At 72.6% G+C, this 18,146-nt stretch carries 19 protein-coding genes and 1 pseudogene; 14 read left to right on the top strand and 6 right to left on the bottom strand.

Translation table 11 applies throughout. The features are described 5' to 3' along the window. The first annotated feature begins 41 nt into the window (after window positions 1–41). Window positions 42–1,577 carry an alkaline phosphatase gene (locus ACV7NM_RS17115; protein WP_463411085.1) on the top strand — a complete coding sequence of 512 codons (1,536 nt, stop codon included), beginning with the start codon at window positions 42–44 and terminating at the stop codon, window positions 1,575–1,577. A gap of 62 nt (window positions 1,578–1,639) precedes the next feature. Continuing rightward, on the top strand, window positions 1,640–2,179 hold the full coding sequence (locus ACV7NM_RS17110; RefSeq protein ID WP_463411084.1) for a hypothetical protein: 540 nt from the start codon (window positions 1,640–1,642) through the stop codon (window positions 2,177–2,179). A 62-nt stretch (window positions 2,180–2,241) separates the two neighbouring features. On the opposite strand, the gene ACV7NM_RS17105 is transcribed toward ACV7NM_RS17110, so the two are convergent. The 3 genes from ACV7NM_RS17105 to ACV7NM_RS17095 form a co-directional block, all read right to left on the bottom strand. After that, window positions 2,242–3,186, bottom strand: a complete 945-nt coding sequence (locus tag ACV7NM_RS17105) for an MASE1 domain-containing protein (protein ID WP_463413966.1) — start codon at window positions 3,184–3,186, stop codon at window positions 2,242–2,244. A gap of 131 nt (window positions 3,187–3,317) precedes the next feature. Continuing rightward, on the bottom strand, window positions 3,318–4,145 hold the full coding sequence (locus tag ACV7NM_RS17100; protein WP_463411083.1) for a PP2C family protein-serine/threonine phosphatase: 828 nt from the start codon (window positions 4,143–4,145) through the stop codon (window positions 3,318–3,320). Between the two features lie 58 nt (window positions 4,146–4,203). Then, on the bottom strand, window positions 4,204–5,730 hold the full coding sequence (locus tag ACV7NM_RS17095; protein WP_463411082.1) for an alpha/beta hydrolase: 1,527 nt from the start codon (window positions 5,728–5,730) through the stop codon (window positions 4,204–4,206). Window positions 5,731–6,012: 282 nt separating this feature from the next. Between ACV7NM_RS17095 and ACV7NM_RS17090 the strand changes: the two are divergent. Next, a pseudogene (locus tag ACV7NM_RS17090) lies at window positions 6,013–6,804 on the top strand (SigB/SigF/SigG family RNA polymerase sigma factor); the annotation flags it as partial. Here the strand turns inward: ACV7NM_RS17090 and ACV7NM_RS17085 are convergent. Continuing rightward, window positions 6,797–7,201, bottom strand: coding sequence for an ATP-binding protein (locus tag ACV7NM_RS17085; RefSeq protein WP_463413965.1), 405 nt, complete (start codon window positions 7,199–7,201; stop codon window positions 6,797–6,799). The pseudogene ACV7NM_RS17090 and the gene ACV7NM_RS17085 overlap by 8 nt on opposite strands. Window positions 7,202–7,564: 363 nt before the next feature. Between ACV7NM_RS17085 and ACV7NM_RS17080 the strand changes: the two genes are divergently transcribed. From ACV7NM_RS17080 to pucL, 3 genes are all read left to right on the top strand, one after another. Next, the gene (locus ACV7NM_RS17080) at window positions 7,565–7,936 is read left to right on the top strand and encodes an SDR family NAD(P)-dependent oxidoreductase (protein ID WP_463411081.1); all 372 of its coding nucleotides are present in this window, start codon (window positions 7,565–7,567) and stop codon (window positions 7,934–7,936) included. 295 nt (window positions 7,937–8,231) lie between these two features. After that, entirely contained in the window at window positions 8,232–9,593 is a 1,362-nt protein-coding gene (locus ACV7NM_RS17075) for an aminotransferase class III-fold pyridoxal phosphate-dependent enzyme (protein WP_463411080.1), read from the top strand. A 314-nt stretch (window positions 9,594–9,907) separates the two neighbouring features. Beyond that, window positions 9,908–10,825 carry a factor-independent urate hydroxylase gene (gene pucL, locus ACV7NM_RS17070; RefSeq protein ID WP_463411079.1) on the top strand — a complete coding sequence of 306 codons (918 nt, stop codon included), beginning with the start codon at window positions 9,908–9,910 and terminating at the stop codon, window positions 10,823–10,825. Between the two features lie 16 nt (window positions 10,826–10,841). Here pucL and ACV7NM_RS17065 read toward each other — a convergent pair whose 3' ends face one another. Further along, the gene (locus tag ACV7NM_RS17065; protein WP_463411078.1) at window positions 10,842–11,318 is read right to left on the bottom strand and encodes a histidine phosphatase family protein; all 477 of its coding nucleotides are present in this window, start codon (window positions 11,316–11,318) and stop codon (window positions 10,842–10,844) included. Window positions 11,319–11,574: 256 nt separating this feature from the next. On the opposite strand from ACV7NM_RS17065, the gene ACV7NM_RS17060 reads away from it, so the two are divergent. The 6 genes from ACV7NM_RS17060 to ACV7NM_RS17035 all read left to right on the top strand — a co-directional run bounded on the left by ACV7NM_RS17060 (window position 11,575) and on the right by ACV7NM_RS17035 (window position 14,530). Beyond that, a complete protein-coding gene (locus ACV7NM_RS17060; RefSeq protein ID WP_136210149.1) occupies window positions 11,575–11,790 on the top strand; it encodes a CbtB domain-containing protein in 216 nt (71 codons plus the stop codon). Between the two features lie 18 nt (window positions 11,791–11,808). Further along, window positions 11,809–12,567: a CbtA family protein gene (locus tag ACV7NM_RS17055; protein WP_463411077.1), complete on the top strand. Its 759-nt coding sequence runs from the start codon at window positions 11,809–11,811 to the stop codon at window positions 12,565–12,567. A gap of 21 nt (window positions 12,568–12,588) precedes the next feature. Then, the gene (locus ACV7NM_RS17050) at window positions 12,589–12,834 is read left to right on the top strand and encodes a hypothetical protein (RefSeq protein ID WP_463411076.1); all 246 of its coding nucleotides are present in this window, start codon (window positions 12,589–12,591) and stop codon (window positions 12,832–12,834) included. Between the two features lie 280 nt (window positions 12,835–13,114). Next, window positions 13,115–13,759 carry a sortase family protein gene (locus ACV7NM_RS17045; RefSeq protein ID WP_463411075.1) on the top strand — a complete coding sequence of 215 codons (645 nt, stop codon included), beginning with the start codon at window positions 13,115–13,117 and terminating at the stop codon, window positions 13,757–13,759. A 133-nt stretch (window positions 13,760–13,892) separates the two neighbouring features. Continuing rightward, window positions 13,893–14,240, top strand: coding sequence for a hypothetical protein (locus ACV7NM_RS17040; RefSeq protein WP_463411074.1), 348 nt, complete (start codon window positions 13,893–13,895; stop codon window positions 14,238–14,240). Between the two features lie 101 nt (window positions 14,241–14,341). Then, window positions 14,342–14,530, top strand: coding sequence for a hypothetical protein (locus ACV7NM_RS17035; RefSeq protein ID WP_463411073.1), 189 nt, complete (start codon window positions 14,342–14,344; stop codon window positions 14,528–14,530). A 57-nt stretch (window positions 14,531–14,587) separates the two neighbouring features. On the opposite strand, the gene ACV7NM_RS17030 is transcribed toward ACV7NM_RS17035, so the two are convergent. Further along, window positions 14,588–14,998, bottom strand: a complete 411-nt coding sequence (locus tag ACV7NM_RS17030; protein ID WP_463411072.1) for a hypothetical protein — start codon at window positions 14,996–14,998, stop codon at window positions 14,588–14,590. 156 nt (window positions 14,999–15,154) lie between these two features. Between ACV7NM_RS17030 and ACV7NM_RS17025 the strand changes: the two genes are divergently transcribed. After that, a complete protein-coding gene (locus tag ACV7NM_RS17025) occupies window positions 15,155–15,982 on the top strand; it encodes a hypothetical protein (protein ID WP_463411071.1) in 828 nt (275 codons plus the stop codon). Between the two features lie 114 nt (window positions 15,983–16,096). Beyond that, a complete protein-coding gene (locus ACV7NM_RS17020; RefSeq protein WP_463411070.1) occupies window positions 16,097–18,112 on the top strand; it encodes an FUSC family protein in 2,016 nt (671 codons plus the stop codon). Window positions 18,113–18,146: the final 34 nt, after the last annotated feature.

Genomic DNA, 18,146 nt, shown 5'->3' with positions numbered 1-18,146 from the left:
GAGAGGACCACGTCGTCCTTCCCGAGGGGATCTCCCAGCACATGCGCCGCAGACCAGTGAAGACGTTGACCGTTCTCGCCCTGGCGGGGGCCATGACCGCGGGGACGGCGGCCACCGCCTACTCCGCGCCGCAGAACGACGAGCGTGCCAAGGACATCCGGAACGTCATCTACCTGCTCGGTGACGGTATGGGCCGCACGCACGTCACGGCCGCCCGCGACCGGTACTACGGCGCCGGCGGGAAGCTCACCATGGAGACCCTCCCCTACACGGGCGCGGTCGCCACGTACGCCGTCGAGAAGGGCACCGCCAAGCCGTCCCTGGTCACCGACTCGGCCAGCTCCGCCACAGCTTGGTCGACGGGCGTCAAGACGTACAACGCCGCGATCGGCGTGGACTCGTACGAGAAGAAGGTCGCCACGCTGATGGAGCAGGCCAAGGCGGCCGGCTTCGCCACGGGCAACGTCTCCACCGCCGAGATCACCGACGCCACCCCGGCGGCGCAGTTCAGCCACGCGCTGCTGCGCGGCTGCCAGGGCCCGGTCTACTCCGACGCCGCCTGCCTCCCCAAGAAGGAGGACGGTACGTACGAGGCCGCGCCCTCCGACAAGACGCTGATCACGCCGATCGCCGAGCAGATCGCCCGCAACGGCACCGCCGACGTCGTCTTCGGCGGTGGTCTCGCCCGCTTCGAGCCGGACGACCAAAAGGCCCTCCAGGCCCAGGGCTACCAGGTGCTCGGCAACTTCGGTGACGCCGCGCTGCCCGCCCAGACCGCCGCCAGCCAGAAGGTCGCCACCAAGGCCGACCTCGACAAGGCCAACGGCAAGAAGGTCATCGGCCTCTTCAACCGGGGCAACCTGACGGTCGAGCAGGCCAAGGCCGGGCTGCCCGCCGACGCCCCGCAGAAGCAGGAGCCGACGCTGGCCGACATGGCCCGCAAGTCGATCGCGCTGCTCTCCGACCGCAAGCAGCAGGAGCGCGGCAAGGGCAAGGGCTTCTTCCTCCAGATCGAGGGCGCCCAGATCGACAAGCGCTCGCACGCCAACGACGCCGCGCAGACGCTCGGCGAGGTCAAGGCGTTCGACGACGCGGTCAAGGCCGCGTACGACTTCGCGAAGAAGGACGGCCACACGCTGGTGATCGTCACGGCCGACCACGAGTGCGCCGGCTTCAACATCATCGAGCACGGCACCTACACCAACGCCGAGGCCGTCGCGCCCCCGGCCAACACCGACGCGGGCAACCCGGCGAACAACAGCACCCCGTCGCGTGCGACGTCGGGCGCGAAGGACACCACCCGTTCGACCGGCATCGTCAACGGCGCGGGCTCGGGTGACGCGAAGAACTTCGCGCCGGCCACCTTCCGCACCCCGGACGACGCGCCGGACGTGAAGGACGGCAGCCCCGAGGCGAGCCTGTGGCTGACCTACCTGTCCGGCAATCACACCGGCGCGGACGTGCCGATCTTCGCCTACGGCCCGAACGGCGGCGCGTTCGCCGCGAGCCAGAACAACACCGAGCTCTACACCAAGATGTACCGCTCGCTGTTCGGCCGTTCGCCGCAGCACCACTGACCCTCGCGCACCCGGGGCCGGGGGGACTCCCCCCGGCCCCGCCCCCCTTTCAGGAGCGTTCGATGAGAAACCCCCTGCGCCGCGCCGCGGCCGCGCTGGTCCCGGCCGTGGCCGTACTCGCCCTCGCCGGCGGTTGCTCGGGCGGCGCACCCCGTACCGCCCCCGCCGGGGAACCGGTCGCCGCCGCGTCGCCCGTGGCCCTGCCCGCGCCGCGCAGCGCGCCCGCACCGGCGGCCGTGCTCGCACAGCCCGCCCGTCAGGGCGAAGTGCGCGTGGAGCAGGGACCGTTCACCGACCGGGTACGGCTGGACGGGCTGGAACTCACCGACCGGCAGACCGTCACCGGCCACTTGGCCATCACGGCGGACGTCAGCGACACCCTGGCCCTCGAACTGGCGGTGGCCTACTACGACGCCTCCGGCCACCTCGTGGGGACCGGGGCGTTCCAGTACCAGGAGGAGGGCGAGGACGCGCACGGCGCCGAGCACCACGACGGTCCGCGCGCGGCGGGTGGCGGCATCGACTTCACCGTGTCGCCGGGCAAGCTCACCGGCACCCCGGCCAGTGCCGTCCTGACCATCCCGGTGCTGGTCAGCGAGTAGCCGTCGGCCCGAGCCCGCGCCCGCTCGCGACAGCGCGGCCGGTCCCCGGAGCCGGCCGGCGCTCAGCCCCGGGCGCGCGGGGACAGCCGGTTCACCAGCTCGGCCAGGTCCTCGCAGGCCTGCTCGATCTTCAGGCGGACGTTGTTCTGCTCGGTGACCAGCGCCGACAGCAGCAGCGCGGTCAGGGCCACGCAGCCGTTGAGGGCCATCAGGTTGGCCATGACCTCCAGGGTGCTGTGGTGCGCGAACGGCCCCGCCCGGTCGGTGGCCGCCGAAACCGCCGCCACGGAGATCAGCAGCGCGCACGGCGCCGCCCCCGCCAGCTGGAACCGGACGGCGGCCCAGATCAGCAGCGGGAAGACCAGGAAGAGCAGCGAGAGCGAGCTGCGCGTCACCACCAGGGTCACCAGTACGGCTACGACCAGCAGGGCCACCGCCTCGGCCGTGCGGTACACGTCCCGCGGCAGTCCCATCATGGGCAGGGCCAGCAACACCGGCGTCCCCACGAGCACCCCCATCGCGTCCCCGGCCCACCAGGCCGCCCACACCGGCCAGAAGTCGCTCCACGGCAGGCTCCCGGCGAGCGCCAGCACCCCGGTGCCGACGGTCGCGCTGAGCAGCATCGGAAGCAGACCGCCCAGGAACACCAGGGCCAGTCCGTCGCGCAGCCGGTCCAGCTCGAGCCGGAACCGGGCCCGGCGGAGCAGCGCGTAGGCGCAGAGCGGGGCCAGGGTGTTGCCGGCGATGATGGCCGGTCCGCTGGGGTCGACGGGGCCGAGCGTCCGTATCACCAGGTAGGTGCCCAGGGCGATACCGGGCCAGATCCGCGGCCCCCGCCACAGCAGGGCGGCGACGGCGATCCCCGTGGGCAGCCACAACGGCGTGACCTGCGCGCCGGCGACGACCAGGCGCTGGAGCAGGCCCAGCCGGCCGGTCACGTAGTAGGCGGCGGCGACCGCGAGGATCCACAGCACCTGCCGCGGTGGGAAGAGACGCTGTGGGGACAGGGCGGTGGAAAGACCCCGCCGCCACTGCCCTCGCTCGGTGCTCACCCCACGTATGAGACAACGGCGCCGACCCCGCGCGGGTTCCTGACACGCCCTGGCGGGCCGGCGGCGCCTAGCGGACCGGTGACGCCCTAGCGGGCCGGCGGCGCGTCGTGGCGCAGGACCAGGACGGCCGCGTCGTCCGCGTGACCGGTGCAGTCGGCCACCCGCAACACCTCGGCGGCCAGCTCCTCCGGGTCGGCCGCCGCGCCGTCCCTGACCACCCGGGCCACCTGCCCCAACCCCGTCTCGATCGGGAACGACGGCCCCTCGACCACCCCGTCGGTGAGCAGGACGTACGCGCCGGCCCGCGCGAGGGGCCGGGTCGTCACCGGGTAGTCGCCGCCGGACAGCACGCCCAGCGGCAGGCCCCCCTCGTCCTCCGCGATGCCGTACGCGCCGTCCACGGTGGCCCACACCGCCGGGATGTGCCCGGCACGGGCGCCTTCGATCCGCCAGGTGTGGGGGTCGAAACGGAGGAAGCTGCAGGTCGCGAAGAGGTCCCGGCCGACCGACAGCAGCAGGTCGTTGGCCCGCCCCAGTACGTCCCCGGGGTCGGCCGCGGCGGCCGCCACCGCGCGCAGCGCTATCCGGATCTGCCCCATGAAGGCCGCCGCTTCCACGTCGTGGCCCTGGACGTCGCCGATGGAGAAGGCGAGCGATCCGTCCGTGAGCCCGAAACCGTCGTACCAGTCGCCGCCGATCTCCAGGCCGTGCCGGGCCGGCGCGTAGCGGGCGGCCGTGCGAAGCCCGGGGACGTCGGGCAGCGACGCCGGCAGCATCTCGCGTTGCAGGGCCTCGGCCAGTTCCACCCGGGCCTGCTGGAACTCGGCCCCCAGGCGGGCCTGCGCGGTGAGCCTCCCGAGCGTGGTCAGGAGGTCGTCGGCGCTCGCCGGCCGTGGGGAACGACGCGGGGCCATGGACCGCTCCCTCTGGACGACCGGTTCTCCCTGTCCGCACCAAGGGTAGGTGCGTGGCTCAGCTCCCGCAGTACGTGTCCTCCCCCGGCCGCTGCCCGGTGGTGAGGAACCGGGTCACCGCCCGGTCTCCGCAGGCGTTGCCGGTGCCCAGGTAGGAGCCGTGGCCGCCTTGGTCGACGGTGACCAGCCGGGCCCGCGCGCCGAGCGCCTCGCGCATCTTCAGGGCGCCGGCGTACGGGGTGGAGGGGTCCCGCAGGTTCTGGATCATGAGGATGTTGGACGGCCCGTCCGCGGTGATCCGTGTGGGCTGCTCCGTCGGGCGGTCCTTCCAGAAGGCGCAGGGGGTGATGTTCGCCGGCATCCCGGCCGTGAGGGGGTGCGCGGCCCGGTCCGCGGCCACGGCGCGCTCGTACGCGGCGACGTCCTTCGGCCAGCTCACGTCGTTGCAGATGACCCCGACCGTCACCGCCGCGTCCGTGTCCGGCATGGGGCCGGAGACGTCGGGCGTCAGCACGGGTACGGCGGCCGGTTCCTGGGCGGCTCGCAGGAGCCGGGCGAAGGGGGCGAAGGAGTCGCCGTAGAGGCTGGTCTGGAGCGCCTGGCGCAGCCGGGTCCCGGTCAGCGGCACTCCCGGCACGTTCGACTGCCGGGGCGCACGGTCCAGCTCCGCCGCGACCTTCAGGAACAGGGGTCGTACGTCCTCGGGGCGTACGGCGAGCCGCAGGCCTTCGGCGTCCCGCGCCGGGTCGGCGGCCCAGGCCGCGAAGTCGGGGAAGCGGTCTTCGGCGCCGACCGACATGTTCGCGAGCCAGCCGCGCGCCACGCGGGACGGGTCGGGGTCGCCGCTGCTGTCCAGCACCCAGCGGTCGGTGTGCTGCGGGTACCGCTGCGCGTACTGCGCGCCCACGTAGGTCCCGTACGAGGTGCCCCAGGCGGAGAGCTTCCGCTCGCCCAGGGCCTGGCGCAGGCGGTCGATGTCGCGCACCTCGTTGGCGGTGGTGAAGCTGCGCAGCTCGGGGCCGCCGTGCTCAGCGCAGGCCTCGGCGACCCTGCGGGAGCGGGCCGCGTTCTCGGCGATGGAGCCGTCCGGGCCGGGCCAGGAGCGCAGGGTGACCAGGTGGCGGTCCTCCTCGGCCAGTCCGCAGGACACGGTAGTGCTGCCACCGACCCCGCGCGGATCGAGGGAGACGAGGTCGTACGCGCCGGCCATCTCCCGGGCCAGGGCCTCGCCCTTCGAGGTCAGCCGCTGGACGCCGGAGCCGCCCGGGCCGCCGGGGATCACCAGCAGCGTCCCGTGCCTGGCCTGCGGGCGGTCGCCGCGCAGCCGGGTCACGGCGAGGCCGAGCTGCCGGCCGCCCGGGTCGTGGTAGTCGAGGGGGACGGGGAGCGTGGCGCACTGCTGCCCGGGCAGGGCGCCCCGGTGGGTGCAGTCGTGCCAGTCGAGGGCGGGCACGGTGGCGGTGGCCTGCGGGGCGGCGGCACCGGCCAGGGCGATGGCCTGCGGGGCGGTGACCCCGGTCAGGGCGGCGACGGCCACGGTGGACAGGGCGACGGCGGCGGCCTTGCGGCGGCGGTTGGTGGGCATGGCCCCATGTTTGTGGACCGCTCGGCGCGGCCCCATCCGGCTGCCGGGACGACCGTACGGGGGGCAGGCCCCCCACGGGACCCCCCGGAAAGCCCGGCGCCGGAGGCCCGGAAGGCCCGGCGCCGGACGCGCGGCCGCGTGGGCGTGCCGCCGCACCCGGTGGCGTGAGCCGGATGGCCGGAGCGAAAGTTCGGGTATTGAATGGTTTGGTCGGGTATATCCCTCTGGACAGCGCAACGACGGCCCCGGACTCGGGACCTCTCCGTCGCTTGGAGCGCAGACATGGAACGTACAGAGCTCACAGACGTCGCGACCCACGAAGCCAGGGCCCTCTCGGTGGCCCTGTTCCGTAGGCTGGCCCGGCTGCAGGAAGGCACGGCGGAGTACTCGTACGTACGCAACACCCTCGTCGAACTGAACATCAGCCTGGTGCGGTACGCGGCGCGCCGGTTCCGCGGGCGCAGCGAGCCGATGGAGGACATCGTCCAGGTCGGCACGATCGGCCTGATCAAGGCCATCAACCGGTTCGACCCGGATCGCGGTGTCGAGTTCACCTCGTTCGCCATGCCCACCATCACCGGCGAGATCAAGCGGTTCTTCCGCGACACCAGCTGGGCCGTCAAGGTCCCGCGCCGGCTCCAGGAGCTGCGCATCGACACGGCCAAGGCGCACGACGCACTGGAGCAGGACCTCGGCCGCGAGCCCACAGACGCCGAACTCGCCGAACAGTTGCACGTCACGCCGGAGGAGCTGTCAGAGGGGCGCAAGGCGGCGCGCGCCTACTCCGCGCGCTCCCTGGACGCCCCGGCGCAGGAGGAGAGCGATCGCGACCCCTACGCCGCGCCGACGGCGCTGGGCGAGGAGGAGCCCGCCTACGACCTCATCGAGTGCCTGGAGTCGCTCAAGCCGATGCTGGCCGGGCTCTCCCCGCGCGAGCGGAAGCTGCTGGAGCTGCGCTTCGGGCAGGAGCTGACCCAGTCCGAGATCGGCGGGCTGCTGGGACTCTCGCAGATGCACGTCTCGCGGCTGCTGAACCGCACCCTGACCAGGCTGCGCGCGGAGTTCCTCACGGACGGGGAGGACGAGGAGAGCGGTCCTGGGGCCCCGGAGCCGGCGGCTCCTGGCTCGTCCCCCGAGGCCCTCGCCTCCCGCCCGGAAGCGGCGGAGGGGAATCAGTCGGACTCGGTACGGCAGGAGGCGGTACTTCCAACCAGACCGTCTTCCCGGGGAACGCGCCGCCCGAAGGCTCGGCGCCCCAGCTCCTCGCGAGCCGTTCCAGCACGATGAGGCCGTGACCTCCCGGCCGGGTCCGGTCGCCCGGCGGTCGGCGGCGCGGGGGCTCGGGGCTGTCGTCGCTGACCTCCACCCGTAGGCCCAGGGGGCTGTGGCGCAAGACCAGCTCCCGGGGACCACCGCCGTGCAGGCAGGCGTTGGTGACGACCTCCGAGACGAGCAGGAGCACGTCTTCCATCGCCTCGGGATCACGGGGCCACAGCCAGTCCGTGAGCGCCTGCCGGGTGAAGTCCCGGCACCGGGTGACGACACCGGTCGTCGCGCCGCCCAGGACCAGCCTCCGAGTCTGCTCGGCCACAGGGCCTCCCGTCTCCGCGCGCACGTGTCCGCACGCCGGTCTCCGCGCGCACTCCTGCGCGCCGCACCTACCCCCGCCCGGGGCAACCAATCCCGATATTCCTTTATGCACCCCTACTCAACCACCCCGTTAACGTCACAGAATCCCACCAGTTTCTTCCGCACGACGGAAAAATGATTCCGCTGTGCGATAAGCCATGCTCTGCTCCCCTCGGTCGCACCCCCGCCTCCAGGAGGAAGAGCCATGCCCGAACACCGTGTCGCCCTGGTCACCGGATCGTCCTCGGGGATCGGCGCCGCCATCGCCCGCCGCCTGCCCCGCGAAGGCATGCGCGTCATGGTGAACTCCGCGCGCAGCGAAGCCGCCGGAATGGCCCTGGCCGCGGAACTGCCCGAGGCGCTCCACGTCCGGGGCGGCGTCTTGGACGCGGCCGGCGGCCGCCGCGTGGCGCAGAGCGCCGTCGACGCCTTCGGTCGCCTGGACGTCCTGGTCACCAACGCCGGCGTGACCCGCTTCCGCCCGCTGGACGACCTGGAGGCCGCGCTCCACCTCGCGAACGCCGCCTGCACGACCGGGGGCGTCCTCACCGTCGACGGCGGTCGCCACGCGGTGTGATCCGGAACGTGATGCGATCCGGCACGCGGTGCGATCCGGACGTGCGGGCTCGTCCGCGCGGCTCGTCCGGGTGGGGTCTTCGGGTGGGCTCGTCCCGGATGGGCTCGTCGACCGGAACGTTTCCCACCCCCGTGCGGAAACCTCCCGGATCGCCTCGCCCGGCCGCCCCGGCGAGTCCGCCCCGGCGACCGGCGGCCGACGCTAGCCCGCCCCCAGGGCCGCGTCGAAGGCGCGCCCGGCGATCCGTCAGGTCGCCGGCACGGCTGTCCACATTCTGGACAACTACCCTCGGATTATGAACGCAGCCGCCGACGGCCCCGCCGCCGTGAAAGACGCCGTGAAGGACGCCGACCGGAAGCACGTCTTCCATTCCTGGTCGGCGCAGGAACTCATCGATCCGCTCGCCGTCGCGGGGGCCGAGGGCTCGTACTTCTGGGACGACGAGGGCAACCGCTTCCTCGACTTCTCCAGCGCGCTCGTCTACACGAACATCGGCTACCAGCACCCCAAGGTCGCCGCCGCCATCGCGGAACAGGCCGGGAAGCTCTGCACCGTCGCTCCCGGTTTCGCCGTGGACTCCCGCTCCGAGGCCGCGCGCCTCATCGCGGAGCGGACCCCCGGCGACCTCGACAAGATCTTCTTCACCAACGCCGGCGCCGAGGCGGTCGAGAACGCCGTCCGGATGGCACGCGTACACACCGGACGCCCCAAGGTGCTGGCCGCCTACCGCTCGTACCACGGCGCCACGTCCGCCGCGATCAACCTGACCGGTGACGCCCGCCGCTTCGGCAACGACTCGGCGACCGCCGGTGTCGTGCACTTCTGGGGCCCCTTCCGCTACCGCTCGCCCTTCCACGCGACCACCGACGCCGAGGAGAGCGCCCGCGCCCTGCGCCACCTGGAGGACACCATCGTCTTCGAGGGCCCGCGGTCGATCGCCGCGGTCATCCTGGAGACGGTCGGCGGCGCCCCCGGCGTCCTCGTGCCGCCGCCCGGCTACCTGGCCGGGGTGCGCGAGCTGTGCGACCGCTACGGCATCGTCTTCATCCTGGACGAGGTCATGGTCGGCTTCGGCCGCACCGGGAAGTGGTTCGCCTGCGAGCACTGGGACGTCACCCCCGACCTGCTCTGCTTCGCCAAGGGCGTCACCAGCGGATACGTGCCGCTCGGGGGCGTCGCCATCTCCGCCGCGATCGCCGAGACCTTCGCCCGCCGGCCCTACCCGGGCGGGCTGACGTACTCCGGTCACGTGCTGGCGTGCGCCGCGGCGGTCGCCACGATCAACACGATGGAGGAGGAGGGCATCGTCGAGCAATCCGCCCGCACCGGTGCCGAGCTGCTCGGTCCGGGCCTGCGCGCCCTCGCCGAGCGGCACCCCTCGGTCGGCGAGGTCCGGGGCGTGGGCACCTTCTGGGCACTGGAACTCGTACGGGACGCGGAGACGGGAGAGCCGCTCGTCCCGTACAACGCCTCGGGCGCCGACAACGCGCCGATGGCCGCGTTCGGGGCGGCCTGCAAGAAGGGCGGGTTGTGGCCGCTGATCGCCGGCAACCGCATCCACGTCGCGCCGCCGTGCAACATCTCCGAGCAGGACGTGACCAAGGGCTTGGCGATCCTCGACGAGGCATTGTCGGTCGCGGACGCGCACATGGTCTGACCTGCGCGAACAGCCCCGCTGCTGTGGGGTCGCCCAATGCGTGGGTGCGGGTATTCGGATGATCCGTGCGGTGGATATCGCACCGTACGCGTGTTGCAATCCGTGGAGCGGTGCGAAGCGCCACGGAGCACCGCGGCAGCACCACCAGCACCACCACCAGCACCTACGGACCGGGATGCACGTCAGTCCCGGGGCGGCCCCACGCGGCCGAACGGCGGGGAGCGGCACGCCTTCTTTCGGGCGGACGCTGGACGCCGGGCGTACGGGATCCAGACCACCGGACTCCGTGTTCCCGAGACCCGAAGGAAGACAGCATGAGCAAGCACGTCCTGGCCCAGAACCAGTACGGCAAGGCCGAGAACCGCATCGTCAAGGTCACCCGCAAGGGCGGCGACGGTTCCTGGCACGAGATCCGTGACCTCAACGTCTCGGTCGCGCTCCGCGGTGAGTTCCGCGACGTCCACCTGACCGGCGACAACGCCAACTGCCTGCCTACGGACACCACCAAGAACACCGTGTACGCCTTCGGCAAGGAACACGGCATCGACTCCCCCGAGGCCTTCGGCATCCTCCTCGCCAAGCACTTCGTCTCCTCCCAGCAGCCGATCCGCGAGGCGCAGATCCGCATCGAGGAGTACGTCTGGGACCGCATCCCGGTGCCGACGCGCAAGGAGCAGCACTCCTTCGTCCGCAAGGGCCAGGAAGTGCGCACCGCGCAGATCACCTACAGCGAGACCACGGGGCTCCAAGTCATCTCGGGCCTCAAGGACCTGACGGTGATGAACTCGACGAACTCCGAGTTCCACGGCTACATCAAGGACAAGTACACGACCCTCCAGGAGGCGTACGACCGCATCCTGGCGACCAAGGTCACCGCGCGCTGGGCGCACTCGGCGCTCGCCGCCGACGACCCGGAGTACGACTGGGACCGGTCGTACAAGAAGGTCCGCAAGCACATGCTGGACGCTTTCGCGGAGACGTACTCGTACTCCCTCCAGCAGACGCTGAACCAGATGGCCGAGCGGGTCCTGGACAACTGCCCGCGGGTCAACGAGGTCCGGCTGAACCTGCCCAACAAGCACCACTTCCTCGTCGACTTGGAGCCCTTCGGTCTCAAGAACGACAACGAGGTCTACTTCGCGGCGGACCGGATGTACGGCCTGATCGAGGGCACCATCCACCGTGACGGGGTGCAGCCGGTCATCGCGACCAGCGACTGGATCGTCGCCTAGCTCCTTCGCGCAGCGCTCAGTTCGGCCCGGACCGCGTCGCGGGGTCCGGGCCGTCCGGCTGTCCCAGGAGCAGGTTCCAGCGGCCGGAGCGTCCTGTGAGGATGGTGACGGTGTCCGGCCGCACGTCCAGCCGCCAGAAGGTCGCCGCGGGCAAGTCCAGGGCGTGGACCACGGCCGCCCGTACGACGGCCTGTTCCACCACCGCGCGGTGCGTGCCGGGGCCGAGACCGGTGAGGTGCGCGCCCGTGCGCGCGATCAGGGCCGCCACCGACTCCCCGCCGCCGGGGGGCGCGTACGACGGGTCCGTGAGCCACTGCCCGACCGCCCGCGGATCCCCGGCGGCGACCTCGTCCAGGGTCCGGCCCGCCCACTCGCCCATGTCCTGGCCGCGCAGGCCCTCGTGTCCCGGGCAGGGTTCTGTGACCCCGAACCGCCCCTGGCGGGCGGCCGGACCGAGCGGTGGCGTCACGAGGCGCAGGCGTACGACAGGCATGCGAAGAGGGTAGGGCCGAAGGGCCCGGCGCGCGCCCGGGGCGTGAGACGGCGCCCACACGCCGTGGTGTTCGGGCCACGCGCGCGGTACGGTCACGGACGACATGACGACGGTATGACGGAAGTACCGGTGAGAATCCGGCACGGTCGCGCCACTGTGAAACCTCCCGCACGGATACGGGGAGGGAAGTCAGACCCGCCACCGTCGTCAAAGAGCACCACTGACCGGGACGCGTGTTCCCTCTGGAGGTTCTGCCATGGCTCACTCTGCCGCGCCCACGACGGCTCCCGCCGCCGTTGCCCCCATTTCCCTTTCCGCGCTCGCCCCTTGGGCCGTCTTCGCGGGAATCGTCACGCTCTTCCTGCTCTACCTCGTCGGCGCCGAGCAGGGCGCGACCGCGCTCTTCGAGGGCAACACCGTCCACGAGTGGATGCACGACGGCCGTCACCTCCTCGGCTTCCCCTGCCACTGATCCGGAGTTCCGATCCAAATGAACTCCGTATCCCCTCGCGTGCTCCTCGTGCGGGGCATGCTGGCCGGCCTGCTGGCCGGTCTGGCCGCCTTCCTCGTCGCCTACGTGCTGGGCGAGTCGAAGGTGGACGCCGCGATCGCCATCGAGGAGGCGGCCTCCGCCGGCCACCACCACGGTGACGAAGCCGCCGCCCCGGTCAGCCGGGCCCTCCAGGCCACGGCCGGCCTGGGCACCGGCACCCTGCTCTACGGGGTCGCGCTCGGCGGCATCGCCGCGCTCGTCTTCTGCTACGCCCTGGGCCGCGTCGGCCGCTTCGGCCCGCGGGCCACGGCGGCTCTGGTCGCCGGGGGCCTGTTCGTCACCATCAACCTGGTGCCGTTCTTCAAGTACCCCTCCAACCCGCCGGCGGTCGGCGACCCCGAGACGGTCGTACGCCGTACGACCCTCTTCGTGCTGATGATCGCCTTGAGCGTGCTCCTCGCCTCGGGTGCGCTCATCCTGGGGCGGCGGCTGGCACCTCGCACGGGCAATTGGAACGCCTCGATCGTCGCCGGGCTCGCGTTCGTCGTGGCCATCGCCCTCGCGTACGCCTTCCTGCCCGGCATCAACGAGGTACCGGCGGACTTCCCCGCCGTGCTGATCTGGCAGTTCCGGATCGCGACCCTCACCATCCAAGCGGCGCTGTGGGCGACTTTCGGCCTGTCCTTCGGATATCTAGCCGAACGCGCACTTGTGCCCGCGATCGCGCCCAAGGAGGCTGTGCAGCCGACAAGTTGACGGTGAAGGGGCCGGTGGCACATGCAGACGGCGATCTGGCAATGGCGTGGCTGGACGGGCGCTGCCCCGTTCTGGCTGAGCTCGGTCCTGCTGCTCCTGGCCCCCTTCACCGCCATCACCTTGCTGGCCCAGATCGGCGTCATCCTGGCTCTCGCCGGCCTCGGCGGTCTGGCCCGGCAACTCTGGTTCGGTGACTACGGGCATCCCGCCATCCATGTCGCCGCCGCCCTGATGGGCGGCACCGCGGCGGCACTGGTGGTGGTCTGACCCGGGGGGTGTGCCCGCTCGGCGATGGCCGATCCCGCCCCAAGATGACCACGCCCGGCGGTGGCCACTCCCGTCTCCCGCCCACCCGTACGGGCGTACCGGTCGCGCCGGCCGAAAAACGGCGCCCTCACCCTCCTCCAGCTGCGAAGACGCGCCCGAGCTGTTACGACACTCCGGTGACATGTCGGCGGTGTCCGGCGCCTCCCGATGTGTGCGGGGGCCGGGAGCGATCCACTGCTGACAGGATTCGGCCGCCCGAGCCGGACCAGGAGGGAATGCCATGGCCCGCGCCCAGTGGGCCGTCGGTGCGCTGACGGTCACTTTGCTCGGCACCGGCGTAGCGATGTTGCACAGTACCCAGGGCGCCGAGCCCGAGGCCGTCACCGTGAGCGACGCACTGCCGTCGCGGGCGCTGGGACTGACCGGCCACCGGCGCTTGGTGCGGGAATTGGAGCACGGCGGTGAGTACCCCGGCCAGGCCGGTCCGGACGCACCCGGCACCGGCTCCCGGCCGGCCCGGGGCTCCTCCGCCACCCCCGTCCTGCCGATGCGGGCGGCGCGGCCGGTGCGCCTGCGGATTCCGAGCCTGGAGGTGGACGTCCACGTCTCCTCACGGAACCCGGAGGGCAGGGTCCGGTGGGACCCGGGCAGCCCGGCCCCGGGGTCGGCCGGCACCGCCGTCGTCAGCGGGAAGGAGCTGCGGCTCGCCGGTCTGCGGCGCGGGCGCCTCATCGAGGTCGCCCGCGCGGACCACCGTACGGCCGTGTTCAGCGTGGTCCGGGTCATGCCGGTGGAGACGGGCGGGATGCCGGAGCCGAGGAAACGGGCGGAGCGGACCGAACGGCCGGAACGCGCGGGGCTGAGGCTCGTCGGCGGTGACGCCGTCGTCGTGGCCCGGTTGACGGGGCGCCACCACACGCGTTGAGCCGCGCCGTCAACCGGGCCTGGTCAGCCGGCAAGGGTCCTCGTCCCCCGACAGGGGTGCATTCCTCCCCCCAACGGGCGTTTCTCGTCCTACGACGGCCAGGGCGTCGGCGCGTCTGGGCACACAGCAGGGCATGAACGGTGCGCGGTACGCGCGGGCGGTGACGGCGAAGGCCCTGACGGTGATCTGCGTCGTACTGCTGTGCGTGTTCGGCGCCGTTCCCTCGGCGGCCACGGCTGCCGAGTCCCGTCCTGCCACCACCGCACCGGCGGAGCCCTCCGACGGGTCGTCCGATCCGGCCCCGGACATCGAGGCACGGCCGGCTCTGCGGGCGTTCGCGCGCGAGACGCCGGGCGTACGGCGGCCGCCGACGATGTTTCACGTGAAACGTGCCGCTCACCCGCCGAGCGCCATCCCGGTCGGGGCGGCTGGGGCGGGGTCGTCGCGGCAGGCGGTACGGAGTGTGGTCCTCCGCTGCTGAGCGGGCCCGGGCGTGCCCACCGCGCGAGGTTGCCCGCGCGGGTCGGTGCGCCCACAGCAGCGCTTCCTGCCCACACTCCTGCGACACCGTGAGGTTCCGTCATGCCCATCGACCCGTACGCGGCCCTGAACGCCATGCTCCGCGCCGAAGCCGCCCGCCGCACCCCGCCTTCGGCCCGCCGCCCCCAGTCCGAGAACACCGACCGGGACACCGGCGGTGACACCGGCCGCGACAACCCCCTTCCGGGGAACGTCCCGCAGCGCCCGGCCGCGGCCGCGCCGGCGGAGTGAGTCGTAGGCGGCGCCGGTCCCCGCGGGACCGGCGCCGCCAGGCGGCACGTACCGGGATCAGTCCTCGTGCGTGTAGTAACGGTAGAAGGCGGTGAGGCCGGTGGCCACGGCCACGGCCAAGCCGATCCCCGTGGAGCGGAGCACCGATTCGTTGGTGAGACTGAACAGGTAGCCGATGGCGATGCCCGCGAAGGCGCCCCAGGCGGCCGCGTGCGCTTCTCGTGCGAGCCGCGGGCCGAACCGGGCGAGGGCGAACACGCAGCCGGCGAAGACGACGCCGCACAGGATTCCGTAGAAGACGTTACCGGCGTCGACCGGTCCCATCTGACGCTGGATGAAGGCCGCCCAGACCCCGTAGACGAGGCCGAGCAGCAGGGGGAGAACCAGTGCGCTCCTACTGACGTGCCGGGGGTCCGCCCCTGTCATCAGCTGGGGCCGCCGGGGAGCGGTGGGTGCCGCGTGTGCCATGGCAGGCTCCTTTCTGTCCACCCTCCAGGGCACACCCGCCGCTCCGGCGCGGCAAGTGGATCAAGGCGGCCACCCGGGCGACGCGCCGCGTCCGGGGTCACCCGATCGCAGCAACAGGGCTGGCCCGACGGGGTCGCGAGAGCGTTCCCTGGTGACGTGCGCACCTCGCTGTCGGCGGTACTGATCGTGCTCGTGGCCCTGCTGGTGCCCGCGAGCGCCATCGCGTACTGGGCCGATCGCGAGCTGGGGAACGCCGACCGCTACACCGCGGCCATGTCCCCGTTGGCCCGGGACCCCGCCGTGCAGAACGTGGTCGTCACCCAGGGCACCCGCGCCCTGGCCGGTCAGATCGACGCCGGGCCCTTTCAGGGTGGTGTCGACACGCTGCTGGGCGAGGCCCTGCGGTCCTTCGTGGGGACACCGGCCTACCGGACGGCGTGGGACGCCGCGAACCGCGCCGCGCACGCCGCGTTCTTCCGGGCGCTCAGCACCGGCCACGGCAACGCCCTGACCATCGATCTGGCGCCCGTGCTCGCCGAGGTCAAGGGGGAACTCATGGGGGACGGGGTGCCGTTCGCGGACCGCATCCCCGTCACGCACCTGTCCGTGAAGGTCATGGAGTACGACGATCTCGGCGCGCTCCGGAGAGGATTCCGCATGCTCCAGGTCGCCGGTGTATGGCTTCCCCTGCTGACCCTCGTCCTGGCCCTGACGGCGGTAGCCGTCGCCGTGCGGCGCCGACGCGCCGTTCTGGCCACCGGCATCGGGCTCGCCGTGGGGGCGGTGCTGCTCTGGATCACCGTGGAAGTCTGCCGCCGCCTGACCCTGGACGACCTGCCGCCCGATGTCGACCGCCCGGCCGCGGGTGCGGTGTACGACGCGCTCACCTCGTTCCTGCGCACCACCGCGTGGGTGGTGCTGGCCATCGGGCTCGCCGCCGCGCTGGCCGCCTGGCTGACCGGGCGACTGCGCCGCACCCCATAAGCTCGGAACGTGCCCAAAGGCCCAGACCTCCACAGACCCCCGTAGAACTCCCCGCAGACCCTCCCCACACAGACCCAGCAGAACCGATTCGCGAGCGGCGCCACGGAAGCGGGAATGAGCAGCGAACGACGCACGGAGCACATACCGCCCGGGCAGCCAGGGGCCCGGCCCGGCGCCCGGCAGATCCCGCTGACGCCGCCCGCCTGGCTGCTCCGGGGACTGCGACCGAGCCGGACACCGGTGCCGTGGGCCGCCGTCGTGCGCGCCGGGATCGCGATGGCGACCCCGCTCGCCGTCGGCTTCGCCCTCGACGAACCCGAGTACGGCGCGCTCGTCTCGATGGGCGCCCTGTCCGGGGTGATCGGCGACACCGCCGACGCCTACCGGATGCGCATCCTGAACATCGCCGTCCCCCAGCTGTTCGGTGCCGTCGGCGTCGCCTTGGGGACGCTCGTCTTCGGGCGCGGATGGCTGGCCGTGGGCGTCCTCACCTTGATCGCCCTCGTCTCCGGGATGATCTCCTCGATCGGCACCGTCGCGTCCGTCTCCGGGCTGCTGCTCCTACTCAACGCCGTGGTGGGGGCCGGGCTGCCGCTTCCCGAGCCCTGGTGGACGGCGCCGCTGCTGCTGGCCACCGGCGGACTGTTCGTGCTGGCGCTGAGCCTGCTGGGCTGGCCGCTGCGCGGACGCCAACCCGAACGGGCCGCCGTCGCGGCCTGCTACCGGGCCCTCGCCGACGCCCTGGAAGCGGCGGGCCGACCCACCTACGAGGAGCGGCGCCTGGAGGTCACCCAGGCGCTGAACCAGGCCTATGACCTCGTCCTGGGCCGTCGGGCCCGGGTCCACGGGCGCAACCCCTCCCTCGTGCGGATCCTGGCCCAGTTGAACGTGCTGGTCCCGCTCGTGGACGCGGCACCCGCCGCGCACCTGAGCGGCCGTCCCCTACCGCCCGAGGTCCCGGCGGCGGTACGGGAGCTGGGCCGCGTCGTGGAGGAGGGGCAGACCGGGGAATCCGCCCTGGAGCTTCCCGCACCGCACGGGCCGTCCCAGCGGGCTGTCGACAAGGCCCTCCGGTACGCGGCGACCACCGTGTACCAGGACGAACCCGACCCGTACAACATCGACGACCGGCTCGGCCGGCCCGCCGCCCTGCGCGTCCGGGCCCAGCGCGCGGTGCGCGACATGGCGCTGTCGGGCGCCTCCTGGCGGTACGGGCTGCGGCTCGCCCTGTGCATCGGGCTGGCGCAGTCGCTCGTCTCCCTCGTGCCGGTCGAGCGCTCGTACTGGGTCGCCCTGACCGTCACCTTCGTCCTCAAGCCGGACTTCGGTTCGGTGTTCTCGCGGGCGGTGCTGCGGGCGCTGGGCACGGCGGTCGGGCTGGTCCTGGCAGCCGCCGTCCTCTCCGAAGTGCCGCGCGGCTGGTGGGACGTGCCGGTCATGATGGTGCTGGCCGCGCTGATCCCGGCGTTCTCCGTCAAGGGCTACGCCTTCCAGACCGCCGCGATCACCCCGGTGATCCTGCTGCTGTCCGACCAGCTCAACCATCAGGGCTTCGACCTGATCCGACCCCGGCTGCTGGACAGCCTGATCGGCTGCGCCATCACCCTGGTCGCCGGATACCTGCTGTGGCCGGAGAGCTGGCACACCCGGATCGGGGACCGGCTGGCCGACGCCGTCGAGGACTCGGCACGGTACGTGGAGCGCGCCTTCAGCGTCCCCGACACCACCGATGCCGATCAGGCGGCCGCGCGGACCGCCCGGCTGCACGCCCGCCGGCGGATCTACCGCGAGCTGTCGGGCGTACGGAGCGAGTTCCAGAGGGCGTTGACGGAGCCTCCGCCCACCGGGGCGCGCGCCGCCGCTTGGTGGCCCCTGGTCGTGGCCGTCGAGCGGATCGTGGACGCCACGACCGCCGCCAGGGTGCGGGTCAACCACGGAGTCGCACCGCCCGCTCCCGAGGAGGTGGCGGTCGTCACCGCCGAGCTGCGCGGCTTGGCCGAGGGGGTACGGACCAACAGGAACCCAGGAGGGGTTCGGGTCGCCCCGCTGCCGGCGGGTGCGGAGAACTCCGTACTGGCCCCGGTGCACCAGGAGGTCACCGCCGCCCGGGCCATCGCCACCGAACACTGACGGCAGTTGGCAGTCGCAGCGGCCGATGTTTCAC

The sequence above is a fragment of the Streptomyces sp. Tek67B01 genome (assembly GCF_055231995.1).
The sequence above is the reverse complement of the archived record's forward strand: the minus strand, read 5'-3'. Positions and strand labels throughout refer to the sequence as shown.

Bases quoted from the DNA above. Each gene is read 5' to 3' on its own strand.
- ACV7NM_RS17115 (WP_463411085.1), top strand. From the start codon at position 42: ATGCGCCGCAGACCAGTGAAGACGTTGACCGTTCTCGCCCTGGCGGGG.
- ACV7NM_RS17110 (WP_463411084.1), top strand. From the start codon at position 1,640: ATGAGAAACCCCCTGCGCCGCGCCGCGGCCGCGCTGGTCCCGGCCGTG.
- ACV7NM_RS17100 (WP_463411083.1), bottom strand. From the start codon at position 4,145: ATGGCCCCGCGTCGTTCCCCACGGCCGGCGAGCGCCGACGACCTCCTG.
- ACV7NM_RS17095 (WP_463411082.1), bottom strand. From the start codon at position 5,730: ATGCCCACCAACCGCCGCCGCAAGGCCGCCGCCGTCGCCCTGTCCACC.
- ACV7NM_RS17085 (WP_463413965.1), bottom strand. From the start codon at position 7,201: ATGGAAGACGTGCTCCTGCTCGTCTCGGAGGTCGTCACCAACGCCTGC.
- ACV7NM_RS17080 (WP_463411081.1), top strand. From the start codon at position 7,565: ATGCCCGAACACCGTGTCGCCCTGGTCACCGGATCGTCCTCGGGGATC.
- ACV7NM_RS17075 (WP_463411080.1), top strand. From the start codon at position 8,232: ATGAACGCAGCCGCCGACGGCCCCGCCGCCGTGAAAGACGCCGTGAAG.
- pucL (WP_463411079.1), top strand. From the start codon at position 9,908: ATGAGCAAGCACGTCCTGGCCCAGAACCAGTACGGCAAGGCCGAGAAC.
- ACV7NM_RS17065 (WP_463411078.1), bottom strand. From the start codon at position 11,318: ATGCCTGTCGTACGCCTGCGCCTCGTGACGCCACCGCTCGGTCCGGCC.
- ACV7NM_RS17060 (WP_136210149.1), top strand. From the start codon at position 11,575: ATGGCTCACTCTGCCGCGCCCACGACGGCTCCCGCCGCCGTTGCCCCC.
- ACV7NM_RS17055 (WP_463411077.1), top strand. From the start codon at position 11,809: ATGAACTCCGTATCCCCTCGCGTGCTCCTCGTGCGGGGCATGCTGGCC.
- ACV7NM_RS17050 (WP_463411076.1), top strand. From the start codon at position 12,589: ATGCAGACGGCGATCTGGCAATGGCGTGGCTGGACGGGCGCTGCCCCG.
- ACV7NM_RS17045 (WP_463411075.1), top strand. From the start codon at position 13,115: ATGGCCCGCGCCCAGTGGGCCGTCGGTGCGCTGACGGTCACTTTGCTC.
- ACV7NM_RS17040 (WP_463411074.1), top strand. From the start codon at position 13,893: ATGAACGGTGCGCGGTACGCGCGGGCGGTGACGGCGAAGGCCCTGACG.
- ACV7NM_RS17035 (WP_463411073.1), top strand. From the start codon at position 14,342: ATGCCCATCGACCCGTACGCGGCCCTGAACGCCATGCTCCGCGCCGAA.
- ACV7NM_RS17030 (WP_463411072.1), bottom strand. From the start codon at position 14,998: ATGGCACACGCGGCACCCACCGCTCCCCGGCGGCCCCAGCTGATGACA.
- ACV7NM_RS17020 (WP_463411070.1), top strand. From the start codon at position 16,097: ATGAGCAGCGAACGACGCACGGAGCACATACCGCCCGGGCAGCCAGGG.